This window comes from Bremerella sp. P1 (genome assembly GCF_028748185.1).
Lineage (GTDB): Bacteria > Planctomycetota > Planctomycetia > Pirellulales > Pirellulaceae > Bremerella.
Window position 1 is genome coordinate 5,868,750 of sequence record NZ_CP118164.1, and the last position, 16,001, is coordinate 5,884,750.

The 16,001-nt window shown below is 52.4% G+C and carries 10 protein-coding genes; 7 read left to right on the forward strand and 3 right to left on the reverse strand.

Translation table 11 applies throughout. The features are described from left to right. Window positions 1–17: 17 nt before the first annotated feature. The 6 genes from PSR63_RS24045 to PSR63_RS24070 all read left to right on the forward strand — a co-directional run bounded on the left by PSR63_RS24045 (window position 18) and on the right by PSR63_RS24070 (window position 8,951). Complete coding sequence (locus PSR63_RS24045) at window positions 18–3,104, forward strand: DUF2309 domain-containing protein (protein WP_274328306.1); 3,087 nt, start codon at window positions 18–20, stop codon at window positions 3,102–3,104. Then, complete coding sequence (locus tag PSR63_RS24050) at window positions 3,101–4,489, forward strand: proton-conducting transporter transmembrane domain-containing protein (RefSeq protein ID WP_274328307.1); 1,389 nt, start codon at window positions 3,101–3,103, stop codon at window positions 4,487–4,489. The genes PSR63_RS24045 and PSR63_RS24050 overlap by 4 nt, the downstream gene beginning before the upstream one ends. Then, window positions 4,489–5,961, forward strand: coding sequence for a proton-conducting transporter transmembrane domain-containing protein (locus PSR63_RS24055; protein WP_274328309.1), 1,473 nt, complete (start codon window positions 4,489–4,491; stop codon window positions 5,959–5,961). Before PSR63_RS24050 ends, PSR63_RS24055 begins: the two co-directional genes overlap by 1 nt. Window positions 5,962–5,981: 20 nt before the next feature. Next, window positions 5,982–7,916: a SulP family inorganic anion transporter gene (locus PSR63_RS24060; RefSeq protein WP_274328311.1), complete on the forward strand. Its 1,935-nt coding sequence runs from the start codon at window positions 5,982–5,984 to the stop codon at window positions 7,914–7,916. A gap of 34 nt (window positions 7,917–7,950) precedes the next feature. Next, window positions 7,951–8,553 (forward strand): carbonic anhydrase, encoded by a 603-nt coding sequence (locus tag PSR63_RS24065; protein ID WP_274328313.1) that lies wholly within the window; start codon window positions 7,951–7,953, stop codon window positions 8,551–8,553. A gap of 65 nt (window positions 8,554–8,618) precedes the next feature. Next, complete coding sequence (locus tag PSR63_RS24070) at window positions 8,619–8,951, forward strand: zinc ribbon domain-containing protein YjdM (RefSeq protein WP_274328315.1); 333 nt, start codon at window positions 8,619–8,621, stop codon at window positions 8,949–8,951. Window positions 8,952–9,147: 196 nt separating this feature from the next. Here PSR63_RS24070 and PSR63_RS24075 read toward each other — a convergent pair whose 3' ends face one another. The 3 genes from PSR63_RS24075 to PSR63_RS24085 form a co-directional block, all read right to left on the reverse strand. Further along, window positions 9,148–9,567: a PQQ-binding-like beta-propeller repeat protein gene (locus tag PSR63_RS24075; RefSeq protein ID WP_274328317.1), complete on the reverse strand. Its 420-nt coding sequence runs from the start codon at window positions 9,565–9,567 to the stop codon at window positions 9,148–9,150. A 346-nt stretch (window positions 9,568–9,913) separates the two neighbouring features. Further along, window positions 9,914–12,619 carry a serine/threonine-protein kinase gene (locus PSR63_RS24080; RefSeq protein ID WP_274328318.1) on the reverse strand — a complete coding sequence of 902 codons (2,706 nt, stop codon included), beginning with the start codon at window positions 12,617–12,619 and terminating at the stop codon, window positions 9,914–9,916. 85 nt (window positions 12,620–12,704) lie between these two features. Then, window positions 12,705–13,265 (reverse strand): ECF-type sigma factor, encoded by a 561-nt coding sequence (locus PSR63_RS24085; RefSeq protein WP_274328319.1) that lies wholly within the window; start codon window positions 13,263–13,265, stop codon window positions 12,705–12,707. A gap of 856 nt (window positions 13,266–14,121) precedes the next feature. Between PSR63_RS24085 and PSR63_RS24090 the strand changes: the two genes are divergently transcribed. Then, window positions 14,122–15,951: an alkaline phosphatase D family protein gene (locus tag PSR63_RS24090; protein WP_443111061.1), complete on the forward strand. Its 1,830-nt coding sequence runs from the start codon at window positions 14,122–14,124 to the stop codon at window positions 15,949–15,951. Window positions 15,952–16,001: the final 50 nt, after the last annotated feature.

The window sequence follows — 16,001 nt, forward strand, 5'->3', positions numbered from 1 at the left end:
CCAGGGCCAATTTAGCTTTGGAATGCACTACTGAATCTTCGGACGAGCCGGTCGATGACCATCGCAGAATGGATGCGATCCGCAAATTGGTTGAGCATGCCGCGCACCTGTTGCCGTCCCAGGGGCCGATCGAGGTTTTTGTCCATCACAATACACTGCATGCGTATGAGGACTTGCCCTTTCATGAGGCGGTGAAGACGGGCCTGGCACGGTATGGCGCTCATCCCTACTTACCGGAGCAAGAGTATCGGCAATTGTTTCGGGAAGGTCGTATCACGGATGAGGATCTCCAGGCAGTCTTGCAAGAAGAGCTTGGCACTCATTTTCACGAGCAAATCAACGGTCTGGGAACGCGAGGGCAAATTCGTATGGCGATGCTTCGCCATCCAATCCACGTTGGTCCCGATGCGGAACTAAAATGGATCGTGGCGGAAACCGATGCCCTTGATCGGTTTCGCACGGAGGTTCCCAAAGACCTTCGTGATCGTGTAATCGCTGGAACGAGACAGTGGCTACAACAAGAGCAAGCATCTGAAAGCGTCCAGGCGGTGGATCTGGGCGAGCTTGTTACCAAGTTCGGTAGCAACTATCCCGAATGGAATGAATCTGCCTGGGAAGCGTTCTCGTTACATCTGCTCTGGCGAATCTGTCGCAGCGGGATTCAATCCATTCCGCCTCAAGTTTCCACCAATCGTTATGTACGTCCACGCGATCTTTTGCTCAATGCACTTGGCGTCGACATCGACCGCGACGTGCATGATCTGTTAATCCGATTCTGCGCGGCGTACGTCGATCAAGGCTATTCCGATTGGGAATTGCCTTGTCGCGACAAGGGGTTCTATGACGCATTTCTGACATTGTATTCGCAATCGAATTGGTGTTCGGATCGGTGGTTGCGCGGGCTCGAGGGAGAGTTGTGTCGATTGCAGAGTTCTGGCATTTCTCCAGAAGCATCCATCGAAGAATCACTGGGAGCGTTAGGGATCTCCAGCGACGACCGAGAAGAATTCATAATCCAAACACTACTAAGCCTGCGTGGTTGGGCGGGAATGGTCTGGCAACTCGAGTCAGGCGCGGGGCCGGTTGTTCATTCGATTGCGAAAGGATCTTTGCTTGGACAATTGGCTGTTCAACTGATTCTAGAGCGATTTGCAATCATCAATGTTGGTCTAGAGACAACCGGGAAGGTTAGCAGTGCTTCAGACGTATTGCAGTATGCTCGTACGAGAATTTCTGAGCCACGACCACTGAGTGTAGAACGCCGCGCGTTTCTCTTGTTTCAAGTAGCCCAGACACTTGGCTGGCAGCCACAGCAGTTGTTGGCCTTGACTGAAATCCAATGGCAGGAACTGTATGACGAAGCCGACGCATTCTCAGCCGTCGAACGACGTCGCGTTTTTCATGAGGCATTCGAGCGAAAGTATCGACACGAAGCGCTCGATGCTTTTGTGAACCATACACGTGCCCTTAACGCATCTATGGCGGAACGAGAACCGCGTCGTCCGGAGTTTCAAGTCCTAACCTGTATCGACGATCGAGAAGAGTCGTTCCGCCGGCATCTGGAAGAAGTGCATCCTGCATGTGAAACATTTGGTGCTGCGGGATTTTTTGCGGTAGCTATCTATTATCAAGGTGCAGCAGACAGTTTTTACAAGCCGCTTTGCCCCGCCGTAATCACTCCCAGCCACTATGTTCAAGAAGATGTTGGCTATACGTTTGAAGGAATGCACCGAGAGCGGGCCGAGTTGAGAAGAAGAATTGGGTTGGCGAGTCACGCGTTCCATACTCGTAGCCGAACGTTTCTGGGGGGAATCGTTACTGGCATCGTCGGATCTTTGGCCACCGTTCCGCTCGTGGCCGGTGTGCTGTTTCCCCATCTTACCGCACGCATTCGCAAACACCTGGGGACTTTGGTCCAGCCGCCACCGGTGACAACACTTCAACTGGAACGATATGAAAAGGACCCCGGCCCGGAAAACGGTCATATTGGATTTACCTGCGACGAAATGGCCGATGTTGTCATTCGGTTGATGCAGGACATTGGTGTCACGACCCCGGAGTCGTTTTCCCGCCTGTTCGTTGTTTGCGGACATGGTTCTTCGAGTCTCAACAATCCTCATGAGTCCGCATACTGTTGTGGGGCGTGCGCGGGAAAACGAGGCGGTCCGAATGCCAGAGCGTTTGCCAAGATGGCCAACGATTGGCGAGTACGTGCCAAAGTCCGGCAGGCGGGAATATCGATTCCAGACGACACGGTATTCGTCGGAGCTTACCACAATACGTGTGATGACTCGGTTGTGTTTTTTGATTTGGATTCGCTGCCAGCATCGCATCATGAGGATTTCGAAACCGCTCGAGACGCTATTGAGGAAGCACGTAGTCGAAATGCCCACGAGCGCTGCCGACGTTTTTTTTCCGTGCCTCTGTCCGTTTCTCCCAAAGAAGCCATTCGGCACGTTGAGGCCCGTGCTCAAGATATTTCACAGGCCCGGCCAGAATACAATCACGCCACCAATGCGCTTTGTGTTGTCGGGCGACGTGAGTGGTCACGGGGACTATTCCTAGATCGCCGAGCATTTCTCACATCTTACGATCCGGCCCAGGACGACGACGATCACTCCATTCTCGCGCGAATTCTGGCGGCGGCAATTCCCGTTTGTGCTGGTATCAATCTGGAGTACTACTTCTCGCGTGTTGATCATGAGGTCTACGGCTCTGGATCGAAGTTGCCTCATAACATTGTTTCGCTGCTAGGGGTCATGGAAGGTACGGCAAGTGATTTGAGGACCGGTCTTTACCGTCAAATGGTTGAGATTCACGAACCGCTGAGAATATTGTTTGTGATTGAATCAACTCCCGAGGCTCTCCTTTCGATCATGCAAAGCAATTCGACCATCGGGCGATTATGCCGTGGCGGTTGGATCAATTTGGCAGTCATCGACCCGAAACAATCGATGGTTCAAGTCTATAGAGATGGGCAATTTGAACCGTATGAATCCGGCAGTGGCTACCTGCCTGAGGCATCCTCCTCCGTAGAATGCTATCGAGGATTTCGCGAGAACTTGCCGTTTTATTCAATTGCGGAAGTGGTGGAGCGGCAATGACCGTTGAGTTTGTCCTATTTGTCCTGGGAGTTGTGGTCGTCGTCAGTCCAACGGTATTAGTTGCGGCCCTGGCGCTGCCTCTGCTGATGGGGATCCGACTAAGTGAGTTCGTCCAATCGAGACTGACCAAAACCAGTGTCGTCACGGGCTTGTTGGCTGCGGTCGGCATTCTGGGAGTCATGCTCGCCTCGGGATCGCGTCATGTGCCAATTGAACTTGGAAACTGGGTTTCCATCCCGCAGGAACATTTTCATTTTCATCTTAAGTTTGTCTTCGATAGGCTGTCCGTCCCGTTTGCGATTTTGTCCTTCGTTCTTTGTGGGACGGTTGGTGCGTTTGCTTCGGTGTATCTGCATCGAGATCGCGGCTATCGACGTTTCTTCTTGCTGTATGCGCTATTCTTATTGGGAATGGTCGTCTCGTCGTTAGCTGGCACCATCGAAACATTGTTCTTTGGTTGGGAACTGGTTGGTCTGTCGTCGGCGTTACTTGTTGCGTACTTCCATGAGCGTCCTGCTCCTGTTCGCAACGGACTTCGGGTCTGGGCAATCTATCGTATTGCGGATGCTGCATTCTTGATTGCCGCATTGACGCTGCACCATTTGACGGGAGCCGGCGACTTTGACGGGCTTATGGGCTCAGGCCCTTGGCCCGACGGTGTCGCCGCAATCGATTCCACGTCGGCACTCATGGTTGGTCTACTCCTGCTACTGGCTGCCGCTGGCAAGTCGGGGATGGTGCCGTTTTCTGGCTGGATTCCCCGCGCGATGGAGGGTCCTACGCCATCGAGTGCCGTGTTCTACGGAGCATTGTCGGTTCACCTGGGCGTGTTTCTTTTGCTGCGTGTGAGTCCGCTATTGGACGTTTCAGTTCCTCTGCGGGTGGCGGTCATCGTGCTGGGAATCTCCACGGCTATCTTTGGAGCCATTGCGAGCCGTGCCCAAAGCGATGTGAAGAACGCCTTAGCCTTTGCTTCGTTGACCCAAGTCGGCATCATCACTGTTGAGATTGGGCTCGGACTACAATATGTAGCTCTGATCCATATGATTGGCCATGCCTGTCTGAGAACGCTGCAACTGCTACGCGCACCTTCTGTCCTGAAGGATTACAGGATGTTGGAAAACGCCGTAGGTAGCCACCTGAGTGGCCATAGGTCGGTTGAGTCTCCAGTCGCGACTTCTCGTCAAATTTGGCTATATCGATTTGCTCTCGAACGTGGCTATCTCGACGCTTTACTTAATTGCTGGATCGTCGTTCCATTCATGAGCGCATTTCGCACCTTCGATGCTCTGGAGCGACGCTGGACCAGTTTCCTTTCCGGTGGCGAATCACGCGAGTCGGACCGTCTAGCTCCATACGGAGATTCGCTGGAGGACGTTGCGTAATGTCCGAACTTCACATGCCCTGGCTGGGTTTGACTGTGCTGCTGCCGCTGGTGGGTGCGATTGTGGTGTCGTTGATGAAGGATCGTGATCGCGCACGGCAAGTAAGCATTGCGATAGCTGTCGTAACGCTCCTGTGTGCCTGCGGTGAATGGATCGATTTTACGACGCTGCATTCCTTCGAAGCACACGATCACTGGGATATCTTTCAATTGTTCTTTGCAAGCGATGCGTTTGTATTGGACGAACTTAGTGCGCCCCTTATCCCACTGGGGGCTTTGCTCTATCTTACGACCATCCTGACAACCCTTCGAACGAAGGTGAATCGCTTTTCTTTCGGGTGGACGCTGTTCTCGGAATCCTTGCTACTCGCAACGCTTGGTTGTCGCGATCCTTGGTTGATAATTTTGTTGCTGGCTGTCGGTGTCGTTCCGCCTTGGATTGAATTGCGCAAACGCCACCAATCGACGCGAGTATACTCGCTACACATGGGGCTATTCGTCGGCCTGTTGGTTGTTGGGCAATCGTTGGTAGGACCTAGTGCATCCGCCGCCAATCCGCCCATTCTTGCCGGTTGCCTTTTGACTGCGGGGGCCTTGATTCGAAGCGGAATTTGTCCGTTGCACTGTTGGATGACGGACCTATTTGAGAAGGCAACCTTTGGCACGGCATTGCTGTATGTAACTCCGATGGCAGGTGCCTATGCTGTGATGCGACTGGTGTTTCCGATTGCCCCTGCCTGGGCTCTGCAAAGTATCGCCATCTTGTCCATGATGACTGCCGTTTACGCTGCCGGCATGGCCTTGGTTCAGCATGATTCGCGCCGATTCTTTTGCTACCTGTTTTTGAGCCATTCGTCTCTAGTCTTGGTCGGGCTTGAAATGACGACCTCCATCGGCTTAACAGGGGCTTTGTGCGTCTGGCTTTCCGTGGGAATCTCGCTGTTAGGCTTTGGTCTGGCATTGCGATCCGTCGAAGCACGGACGGGGCGCCTCTCGCTCGATGCATTTCACGGGCTTTACGAACATACTCCATTTCTGGCTAACATGTTTCTACTGACAGGCTTGGCATCGATTGGATTCCCCGGGACGATTGGATTTATTGGAACGGAGTTGCTGGTCGAGGGAGTCGTCGATATCTATCCGATGATCGGTTTTGCGGTGGTTCTGGTGGCCGCACTGAACGGCATTGCTGTCGTCAAGGCTTACTTTCACGTCTTTACCGGAACACGTCACTTGGCGACGGTGTCACTCAACTGCCGGCCAGCCGAACGCGTAACTATTTTGATCATGGTGGTATTGATCATCGGCGGGGGAGTGTTTCCTCAACCCGGAGTTCGATCTCGGTACCACGCAGCGACGGAATTGATCAAGTTGCGAGGAACCGATGAATTCACACAACACTCGCCTACTGCGCGCGTTAACCCGAGCGACAATTCACAACATGTTTCTCCCGTGCATTCCGCTCTTCCCTAATCAATTATTCGAGTCGAATTATGCCTGAAGATAAACCTGCCAACGAAATTCCTCGCGGAAATGCGACTGGGTTCATCAAGTACTTACAGTACGACTTCAATTCGGGATTCTTGGTCTTTCTGATTGCGCTTCCGCTTTGTCTGGGGATCTCGCTCGCATGCGGATTTCCCCCCATTGCAGGCATCTTCACTGCAATTGTCGGCGCGGTTCTAACACCGTTTATCAGTAACAGCGAGTTGACGATCAAAGGGCCAGCGGCTGGATTGATCGTGATCGCCATCGGTTGTGTTCAGGACTTCGGTGGTGATGGTATGACAGGCGGTTGGACAGAATCAGACATGGCTGCCTACCGGGCTGCCATCGCTGTGGGGGTTGCCGCAGGTGTGCTTCAAATTGTGTTCGGATTGTTTCGTGGTGGAATCCTGGGCGAGTTCTTCCCTGTCTCCGTTGTTCACGGCATGTTGGCTGCAATTGGCGCCATCATCATCGTCAAGCAGATTCCAGTCGCCTTGGGTGTCTCGGCCGGAGGCGAGCCGATGGAAATGATTCGTGAGATCCCGCATTACCTAATGGAAGCAAATCCTGCCATCGCGGCGATCGGTGTCATTAGTCTACTGATTATGTTCCTATGGCCCTTGGTAACCGAACGCGTAACGTTTTTGAAAAAGGTTCCGGCACCGGTCGTTGTGCTTCTAGTTGCCGTACCCATGGGCATGGGTTTCGATCTCTTGCACGAGCATTCCTACACCTTGCAGGGGCATAAATACCAACTTAGTGAACAGTACCTCGTGAAGATGCCGGATAAAGTCTTCGGGATGTTCAATGACATTACGTTTCCCGAGTTCTCCGTCCTGGCACAAGGCAAGGCGTGGAAGTGGATTCTGATGTTCTTCATTATCGGCAGCCTGGAATCGGTGCTGAGTGCGAAAGCGATCGACCTACTCGACCCATGGAAACGCAAGACAAAGATGAATCGCGACTTGATTGCGATAGGCGCTGGGAATCTATGTGCGTCTCTGATTGGCGGTTTGCCAATGATTTCTGAGATCGTTCGATCCAAGGCCAACATCGATAATGGAGCAAGAACACGTTTTGCCAACATGTGGCATGGAATGTTTCTGTTGGCTTGTGTTGCCTTGATTCCCTTCTATCTGCATAGGATTCCATTGGCGGCCTTGGCTGCGATGCTGATTTACACCGGCTATCGCCTAGCCCACCCGAATGAATTCGTACATGTTTACCGAATCGGCAAGGAACAACTTGCCATCTTTGTCACGACTTTGGTGGTCGTTCTGGCTACGGACTTGCTGGTAGGTGTCGCTGTTGGGATCTTGCTCAAGATGGTCATTCATATCGCCAACGGCGTCTCATTGCGATCATTGTTCAAGCCCTATATCGAAGTCCAGGAGATCGACGAAAACACGAGTGTGATCGTAGCTCGCGAATCCGCCGTATTCAGCAACTGGCTGCCCTTCCGACGCCAGATTGAGCAGATTGGACTGATTCAACAACGCAACTTGGTGGTTGATGTATCGGGGACCAAGCTGATTGACCATAGCGTGATGGAGAAACTGGAAGAGGTCCAGCGAGATTTTGAGCAAGAAGGACTGAAGTTCGAAGTTCGAGGGCTGAACGTTCTAGAACCATTTTCCGACAATGTACATGCGACACGAAAGCGACGCCCTAAAATTATGCGACGTGTTGCGTTTACGATGGAATCCGAGTACTTCCCTAGACTCGAAGAGAGACTTCCTCAATCTGGGGCGAGCATCTTTTCAATAGTTCCATGCAATTCATCGGAAGGAAATTCGCTAATCCGTATTGAAATCATTTTGTCGCAACAGTTCTGCGAAAGCTTTCTCGAATTTATCCGGCAAGAAGTGCTCACCGAGAAAAACATATATGCTTGCGTAGATTCAATTGAAATTGCTCAACACGAATCGAGGGAAGCATGACCCTTCATTTAGGATCATGCGATAGGATGCAGTAATGAATCCGCTTGATTCCTCCGTTCACCATTTGCCGGTCGAGTATTTTGGCACGGCGAATGACTTTCTGTCGTCGGCGGAAAGCACGGAGAGAGATACATTGATGATTGCTTGTGCAGATCAGGGAGGTAGCCCCGATGATGTTTCGTTTGCGAAGCCAGGTCGTTTGTTTGTGGTCCAGCACTTAGCAGCGTCGATTCGTCCTGCAGGCGATGCTGGCGATAATTCATCAGTTTCGAGCATCGAATTTGCATTTTCACTATACAAAATCAAACACGTGATTGTGTGTGGACATACTGAATGCGGCGTGATCCGAAACTGGATTCGCTACCCTGACACTCCTGACGTAAGTGGAATCCGAGCTTGCTTTCAGACCACTTTGAAGACCGTGAATCAAGCATATCCCGACTATTTGGGCGAGGATCTTATTGAGACCATGATCTGTGAACACACTCTGTTTCAGTTGGAGCATCTTTGTTCTCATGCGTTTATCCGTAACAAGCTTGACGCAGGGAAGTTGCGGTTGCACGCCTGGGTCGTCAATGACGACACTGCACGTGTTCGTTCATACGATCCTACTCGTAGTTGTTTCACGATCATCTGAGCGATCTTTATCGCAGTTGTTGTGTAAATCGATAAAACATTTTTGGATGAACAAATAATCAGCTCATGAGCGAACTCCCCAACTGCCCTCAGTGCGATGGCGAATTCACATACGAAGACGGTCCATTACTCGTGTGTCCCACCTGTGGCCACGAGTGGTCGCAGCCCGACGAGGCGGCTTCCACTGAAAACGATGAAACACGCGATGCAAACGGAAACGTGCTTCAGACTGGTGACACCGTAGTCGTTATTAAAGATCTGAAGTTCAGGGGAGGCGTAGTAAAAGGCGGTACCAAGGTAAAGAACATCCGTATCGTCGAGGGTGATCACGACATCGACTGCAAGATCGATGGTATTGGAGCGATGGCCTTGAAGTCTGAGTTCGTCAAGAAAGCGTGATCCTCTCCCTCGCCTGCCATTGGCGTCGTGGTCAAAGCTCAAGTAGAGGAAAAGGATTGATGCGGTGGTGCCGTGAGGGCCATGCTAATACAAAACCCTACTTGCTGTGACTCTTCGCGCTTGCGCGAGATCAATAGTGCTGTACCTCAGGACGAATGGTACCGCTAGGTGGACCTATTTGTCGGGCATGGCATTCTTAGCCAAGTTGATCGGTCCTGCCATGGGAAGAATCATCGAATGCGTACCAAGGGTGTCGAGCATCTAAAGGAGATATTTCGGCGCCTTGAAGCAGGTTCTCGCTACCGAACTGAACATTCCATAATGGCTTGCCGTTGGCGTCCAGAGCAATCAGCGCGTCTTTGCTGATGATCGGAGCGCTGACATAAATCGTGTTTTGCCAAACGATCGGGGTTGAACATCCTTTCCTGGAAAGCTCCGTTTTCCACAGCACATTCTCAGCGTTCCACTCGATCGGCAAACCGACAAGCGGCGAACTTCCCGTATCGTCTGGGCCCCGCCATTTCGGCCAATCGGCGAGCTTCTCGGCTGAGGCGATGTTTTCGGCAGGGAAAACAAGAGCTAAGGCGAATACGGCAAGTAAGCGAATTGGCGGCATGGGTAGGCTTCCGAGGGAAGAGGAAGGAAAAATTGCTAAGAACTGATTGCATTCTGCCCGACGGACCGTGGCTGGTTAACGATGCGGTGATTTCATTGGAAGCCGGCAAGACGGTCAGGTCCATTAGACTGATTGGGGCGATCTACCCCGGCGAGCCTAAGTTTACTGTGGACAATGATCGATATGGGGTGGGTCAACCTGAAGCCAAGGAGCGACTTTTTCTTCTTTCGTTCTCCGTTGAGGACATGCGTCGAACAGCATCCTCTTGAATATGGCAGAGAACCGACTGCCGGCTTGCGAGAGCGCTGGATTCGCTTGAGCGAGATAGACAAATATCTGACTTCGGTCACTCGGGAGATGCCACCGAAACCGGGTCATTGGCCGGTAGCCAGGGCAACCAGTCTGGGTCTTCGCGCAATCGATTGGCGAAGGCGGCCGACCAATGGTAGGTTGTCCAATGATACATCGTTCCTGATGTCGCTTCCTCCCACAACTTGAGGGCTGCTTGCCGGTCGCCTTTGGAAAGTTCATGAAGACCTAATCCCATGCGGGCACTTGTGAGATCTCGCTGAGACTGGGTGACTCTTTCCAGAAACTCCGCTGGTTCAGCCTTCCGCAGGCTGAGCTGATACTTCCCCTGGACTAGAGCGTTTTGGCCGGTCAACATCATTGCCGCGGGATCAAAAGGCCATTCGTTCGTGCGTCGAACAAGATAGTTATCGTACACCTCGATCGCGTCTTCGCGGTTCTTTGCAGCCTCAAGGTCAAATAGAACTCGAGCAAAGGCTACGTGATCATCCCCCTGAATCGGCATTCGCTCCAGCGTGTTCAGGCCGAGAGTGAAAAGATCTTCTCCCCGCCATTTCTCTTCCCGGTGTGCCCAGTCAGGATCTGTGTAGCACGTTACCCAAAAAGGATCGGTAACCCAGCCCCGGTGTTTGTGCGCGATGACGTCCTGCATCACGGTATGCATGCCATCAAAATCTTCCATGAGAAGATAGTAGTTCATTCGCATCACATTTGCGGCAACCACATCTGGGTAAGCTTGGCCAAGGAAGAGAGCATCCTTTTTAGCTTGCTCCAAATGTTGATTGGCTAAGCCAGGGAATCCGTCGCGTCGGCAAAAATGAGCTGCCGTGTTGTGGGCATACAATCGGCTAAAGCTCAATGTCCAATTTTCATCTTCAAGAAACACATCGGCCTTCTTAAGTTCCTTCAGGGCCTGGTCAACCTTACTGGGTTGATTCGAATCGATTGACTGAAATACGAGCAGGGTTGCGAGCGAAATTCGCGCGCTGGTGAACTGGGGATTTTCGTCAAGAGCTTCACGCAGAAAATTCTCGGCACGATCGGGTTGATGCATAGCGAGAGCCTGGGCGGCAAACAGGCGTTCCCAAATGTCGTCAGGTTCGCGACCCTCAAGTTGCTCGAGTTGATCGTCTGTTGGCCCGCCTTCTCCGTTGTACCAGTAGGCGTCGGCAAGCATCCATCTCGCGATGTAATTATCGGCCGATCGATCGACTATAGTTTCAAGTTGACGGACTGCGTCCGAGGTCTGGCCGAACATCAGACTTTCCATTGCATTGATCACTGGCCGCCATTCTGGATCGGCGCCATAGGAGATCGCTTTATCGATCTCCGTACCTGCCTCGGCAAACCGTCCGCTCCAGGCTTTTTCGAGTGCAGCATTGAGGGCCTCTTCACGCTGATGTGCCCGCTGATGGAGCTTGACATAGGTAAGGGATCCCAAACACATGGCGAACGCCACGCAGATCGAGATGGCAATCGCTTTGTTCTTGCGAATCCAGCGAATTCCCTTCTCCAAGGGAGTTGTGCGTCGCGCTAAAATAGCGTTTCGATTGACAAACCTCCGCAGGTCCTCGGCCAGCAAATCGGCGGTTTGGTACCGGCGATCGGGGTCCTTTTCCATCGCCTTCAGGCAGATCGTCTCAAGGTCTTTGGGGATTCGATGATTGATCGAGCGTGGCCTGGGTGGATCCTTGTGGATCACCTGCGACAGTACTTGGTCTCGCCGTTGTCCTGGAAAGGGAGGATGCAACGTCAACAGTTCGTTAAGTGAGGCCCCCACTGAGTAAATGTCTGTCCGATGATCCAACGGTAATCGTCCGGCAGTAATCTGCTCGGGAGACATGTACATCGGTGAACCCATCAGCTCACCTGTCATCGTCATGCCAGGTTGTTCCAGCATCCGGGCTAGTCCGAAATCATTGATGCTTAGCCGTCCGTCCGACGAGAGCAGAAGGTTTGCCGGCTTGATGTCTCGGTGGACAATGCCTTGGTCGTGGGCATGCGCCAGAGCGTCGGCCACACCGGCGATCATTTTCGCCAGGTTGTCGTAGTAAGTACTGTCCGAACCAAGCGTTGAAGAACTGTCAAAACTCGGCGTGTTCGTGTCTGATGCCGCTTCTTTGGACGATTTTGACGGAAAGGCAATTGTTTCCTTAATCCAGGCGGGCATCGGAGCATCGATCGTGCCATCTGAATCAGAGTCATTCTTCGATCCTTCGGCCTCCTGACGTAGCTGCTTGACGACCCGATCAAGTGAAGGGCCGTCGATCAATTCCATGGCATAGTAGGGAACCCGGTTCTCTTCGCCGGTCGAGTAGATGGGCACGATATTCGTGTGATGCAGTTTGGCGGCAGCTTCCGCTTCCAATTTGAATCGCATGATTGCCCTGGTTGTCAGGGCCAAGCCACTGGAAAGTACCTTAAGTGCGACCAGACGCTTTAGCGAACATTGCCGGGCCTTATAAACGATGCCCATACCACCACGTCCCAGTTCTCCGAGGATCTCGAAATCACCGATCCGATCAGGCTGACCTTTCAGTTGGTGGCTCGGTTCCTGTATTATGTGAGGCCCATTTTCGAGAAAGCTCGATTCAGGTGAGCCTTCGCTTAGCAGTGCCTCGATTCGCGCAAGCTGTACCTCATCTCGGCAGACCTGGTTCAGATACTCCCTGCGGGCCTGAGGCGATGTCTTTTGAAATGCCTGCTCAAAAATCTCTTCTTCACTCAATTGTTTCGAACTCACCGTGTATCTCCACTGGAAAAGTCGCTTCGATCTGAAGAGCAGTGCGAAAACGGCTACGGAATCGACCGACTGAAATCTCAGTGTTTCATGAATTCCTAGTAATTTCGAGTTTGAGCCAGCCTTTGGCATAGGACCAGTCGGCGATTGCCGTTGATCGCGCGATTCCCAGTGCCTCCGCCGTTTCCGGGATCGTCAGGCCGGCATAGTAGCGGAGCTTCACGACCTGGGCTTTACGCGAGCTTTGGCGTTCGAGTTTCTGCAATGCCTCGTCCAGCGCCAGCAATTCTTCGGCATGTTCAGATCCGATAAGTTCATCGTCATGGATCGAAATTCGATCCAAGCCACCACCCGCTTTCAGTGATTTCTTTCGTCTTGCTGTTTCAATGAGAATGCGTCGCATCGCTTCTGCGGCTGCCCCAAAGAAGTGGCCCCGACTTTTCCACTCTTGAGTATCGCCGTCATCCACGAGGCGAAGGTAGGCGTCGTGCACCAATGCGGTGGCCTGCAGTGTCTGCCCCGGCTTCTCCTGAGCCAGCTTGGCTGCCGCCAGTTTCCGTAACTCGTCGTAGACTAGCGGTAATAGTTGCTCGGCCGCGCTGGGATCGCCGTGTTCTATCTCGGAAAGTATGTGGGTAACGTCGCTCATTCAAATGAGCATACTGTCGAGCGAATCGGAAATCCAGAAAATCGACAATCTGAGAATTTTACGCTGAAACCCCATCTCTACGTTAGATGGTAGTCAGCGATCTTGCTACCACAGTGTTTCGTTCGCTGTTTGAATTAGAGACAATGCCGCAGGATTCAATAAGCGTTGGGAGCGGCCGAAAACCAGGGCAAGTCGATTAAGGACCATGACTTCCGTGTCGGAGCGACAGAAAGAGATTTGAGACCATCAATTCGCTGCCGGTGGTTCAGCGGGTACAAAAAAGATCTTGGTCGAACCTTCCTATCCTGAACAAGTGGAAGCAAAAGTATCCGGGGCAAGATGCCGTAGAAGTGCACGAGCGTTTATGGACCAAAAAACTTATCTGCCCATCAGGGGCCAGTACATTTGGAACGAAGAATGGCACACCATGGAGTCCACTGCCACCGGCCCGTCCGAAGTTTCCCGAGTCTGCTGCAGCACTGTTGCCAGATTTCAAGTCCCTGGATGCCGGCGTTACCTTTGAGCCAGAAGGATTGCGTGGAAAGTCGATCTTGCGACTTGCTCCAACAAAGTAAAGGGAAAGCCAAGTCAAAATCGACAATAGCTACAAGCCGAGTCCTACATCAAAGAGGCTCGGTTTCTTTAGTGCCTTGTGTGGCCACTAGGTATAGCCAGCGATTCGCACGGAGCGAGTTCGCTTCGTACAATGGATGGCAATGACGCCTGACCGGTTTGTCTACCTCGAACTCCATCCTCTACCATACCTTCCCCAGCCAACTAGAGGTCTGGCGACCGATAGTGGACAGTCAATTGGGGTCAGCGAATTTCTTAACACGATCAACAGTGATTAAGCTCCATGTTCCGAACCCTCCTGCTACTTGTCCTCACTACAACGTCGTCGCTTTGCGCGCAGGATACGCAGTGGCCTGATCCCATTGCGAATGATGTTCTGCCATATGCTACTGCTGGACTATCTCATGGTCCGCTGCTTGGAGCAATCACGGATACCTCAGTCAAAGTCTGGTTGCGAACAAGGGTGGCTACGGGCTTCGAGGTTCTTTACGGTGAGCAATTGCCTCTCACGGAAGCATCCGCGAAGGTCGCCGGTGAAACGTCCGACACTCGCGACAACGCGGTGGCGGTGACGCTGCAGGAATTGAAGCCCAACACAAGGTACTACTACGCAGTCCGCATCAACGGTGAACTGCCGGACCTTCGCCCCGAAGTCTCGGACGCTTGGCCATATTTTAAAACGCTCCCCAACGAAACGTCGTTTGTTGATGATCGCAACAATCCCAATGGATTGTTCAACGTGACCTTCGCGATCGGCCATTGCGCATCTCAGGATCCTGACGTATCGGGAGGAATGTACACAAGTACGCCAGCCTATGACATGATTCGCAAGCATCAAGCAGACGAAGCTATGTTTGCGATCGTCAACGGTGATGTGATCTACGAAGAACGCCGCAACGGAACGCTCAATGGCATTCGGGAAAACTACAAACTCTATTTCTCCCGAGGTCGTTCCTTTTCTTCGCTGTTTCGCCAAACACCGGCACTATTCACGTTTGATGACCATGACGTCGGCTGGGACATCCACGGGTGTGGTCAAATCGGTTTGGGGGAAGGCCGACATCTGATCCGCGATTTAGGGCTGCGGGGATATGAGGAATACCTGTCGTGGGCGAACTATCGTGGAGAACAGTCGGGCCGTGTCCAGTTCGGTGAGTGCCACGTTTCCAACGGCAGCGATGTACTATTTGATCCGGACGCTGATTTCACGCAATTGAATCCGGCAACCGTCAGCACCATTCATTTGGGCAACTACACTCGCGGTGAGAATCTCGCAAGACGCAGTGGTGCTCCTAAGAATGCGGGCGTCTACGGACTGACGAAAGTCATTGACGCAAATCGCCTGCAGATCACTCCACCCGCCAAGACGGATGAAACGTTGTCGTATAGCATAGGGACACATCATTATTACGACTGGAAAGTTTCCAACTGCCACTTCTTCGCGCTGGATACCCGAGGAGAACGCTCCAACCGAAACCCGAGGGACCGCACCGACCCCAGCCTATTCATTCTTGGACCCGAGCAGGAAGAATGGTTTGTTGAAGGCGTGCAGAACACGGATGCTGATTTTATCTTTGTCATCTCTCCCGACCCGTGGGTCATCTATCACACGGCTGCTCATGTCGGTGGCGATGACAAGGATGATAAAGGGGATGGTTTTCCATCGTTTCTTCATCAGCGCGAGCGGCTGCTTGAGCTGCTTGACTCGGTGGAAAAGCCGGTGCTGATTTTTACCGGTGACGTACATGCTTCGGCGTCGGTCAAGATAACGGATAACGTCTACGAGATGATGTGTGGACCGCTTGGTTCCACAGGGCACCCCCTGGGGACGCTCGGTAATCCTCCCACCGGCGGAAAGTGGAAGAGTATGGGCCGCGATGTGGAGGTCCGTTGGGTGACAGGATTCCCCAACAATCTGCCCTACCAGAAGATTCGTAATACCTACTACGGTGTCGTTCAGGTAAATAACATTCTCAAGGTCGCTTCGCCTTCAGGCGGCTACCAGTATGTTGCCTATGATGAACCTCAGGTCGTCATCCGCTGGCACGATGGCTACACCGGAGACCTGGCTTATGCTGAATCGATTACCACACTTGATGCGAAGGAAGAGTAAGTGCATTTGTCGAGCCGTCGGTTGTATCAAGTTGTCCTGCTTTTCTTGGG

What these genes read in the sequence shown, in the direction of transcription:
- PSR63_RS24055 (WP_274328309.1), top strand. Translation starts at nt 4,489, where the DNA reads ATGTCCGAACTTCACATGCCCTGGCTGGGTTTGACTGTGCTGCTGCCG.
- PSR63_RS24085 (WP_274328319.1), bottom strand. Translation starts at nt 13,265, where the DNA reads ATGAGCGACGTTACCCACATACTTTCCGAGATAGAACACGGCGATCCC.
- PSR63_RS24070 (WP_274328315.1), top strand. Translation starts at nt 8,619, where the DNA reads ATGAGCGAACTCCCCAACTGCCCTCAGTGCGATGGCGAATTCACATAC.
- PSR63_RS24090 (WP_443111061.1), top strand. Translation starts at nt 14,122, where the DNA reads ATGTTCCGAACCCTCCTGCTACTTGTCCTCACTACAACGTCGTCGCTT.
- PSR63_RS24075 (WP_274328317.1), bottom strand. Translation starts at nt 9,567, where the DNA reads ATGCCGCCAATTCGCTTACTTGCCGTATTCGCCTTAGCTCTTGTTTTC.
- PSR63_RS24060 (WP_274328311.1), top strand. Translation starts at nt 5,982, where the DNA reads ATGCCTGAAGATAAACCTGCCAACGAAATTCCTCGCGGAAATGCGACT.
- PSR63_RS24050 (WP_274328307.1), top strand. Translation starts at nt 3,101, where the DNA reads ATGACCGTTGAGTTTGTCCTATTTGTCCTGGGAGTTGTGGTCGTCGTC.
- PSR63_RS24065 (WP_274328313.1), top strand. Translation starts at nt 7,951, where the DNA reads ATGAATCCGCTTGATTCCTCCGTTCACCATTTGCCGGTCGAGTATTTT.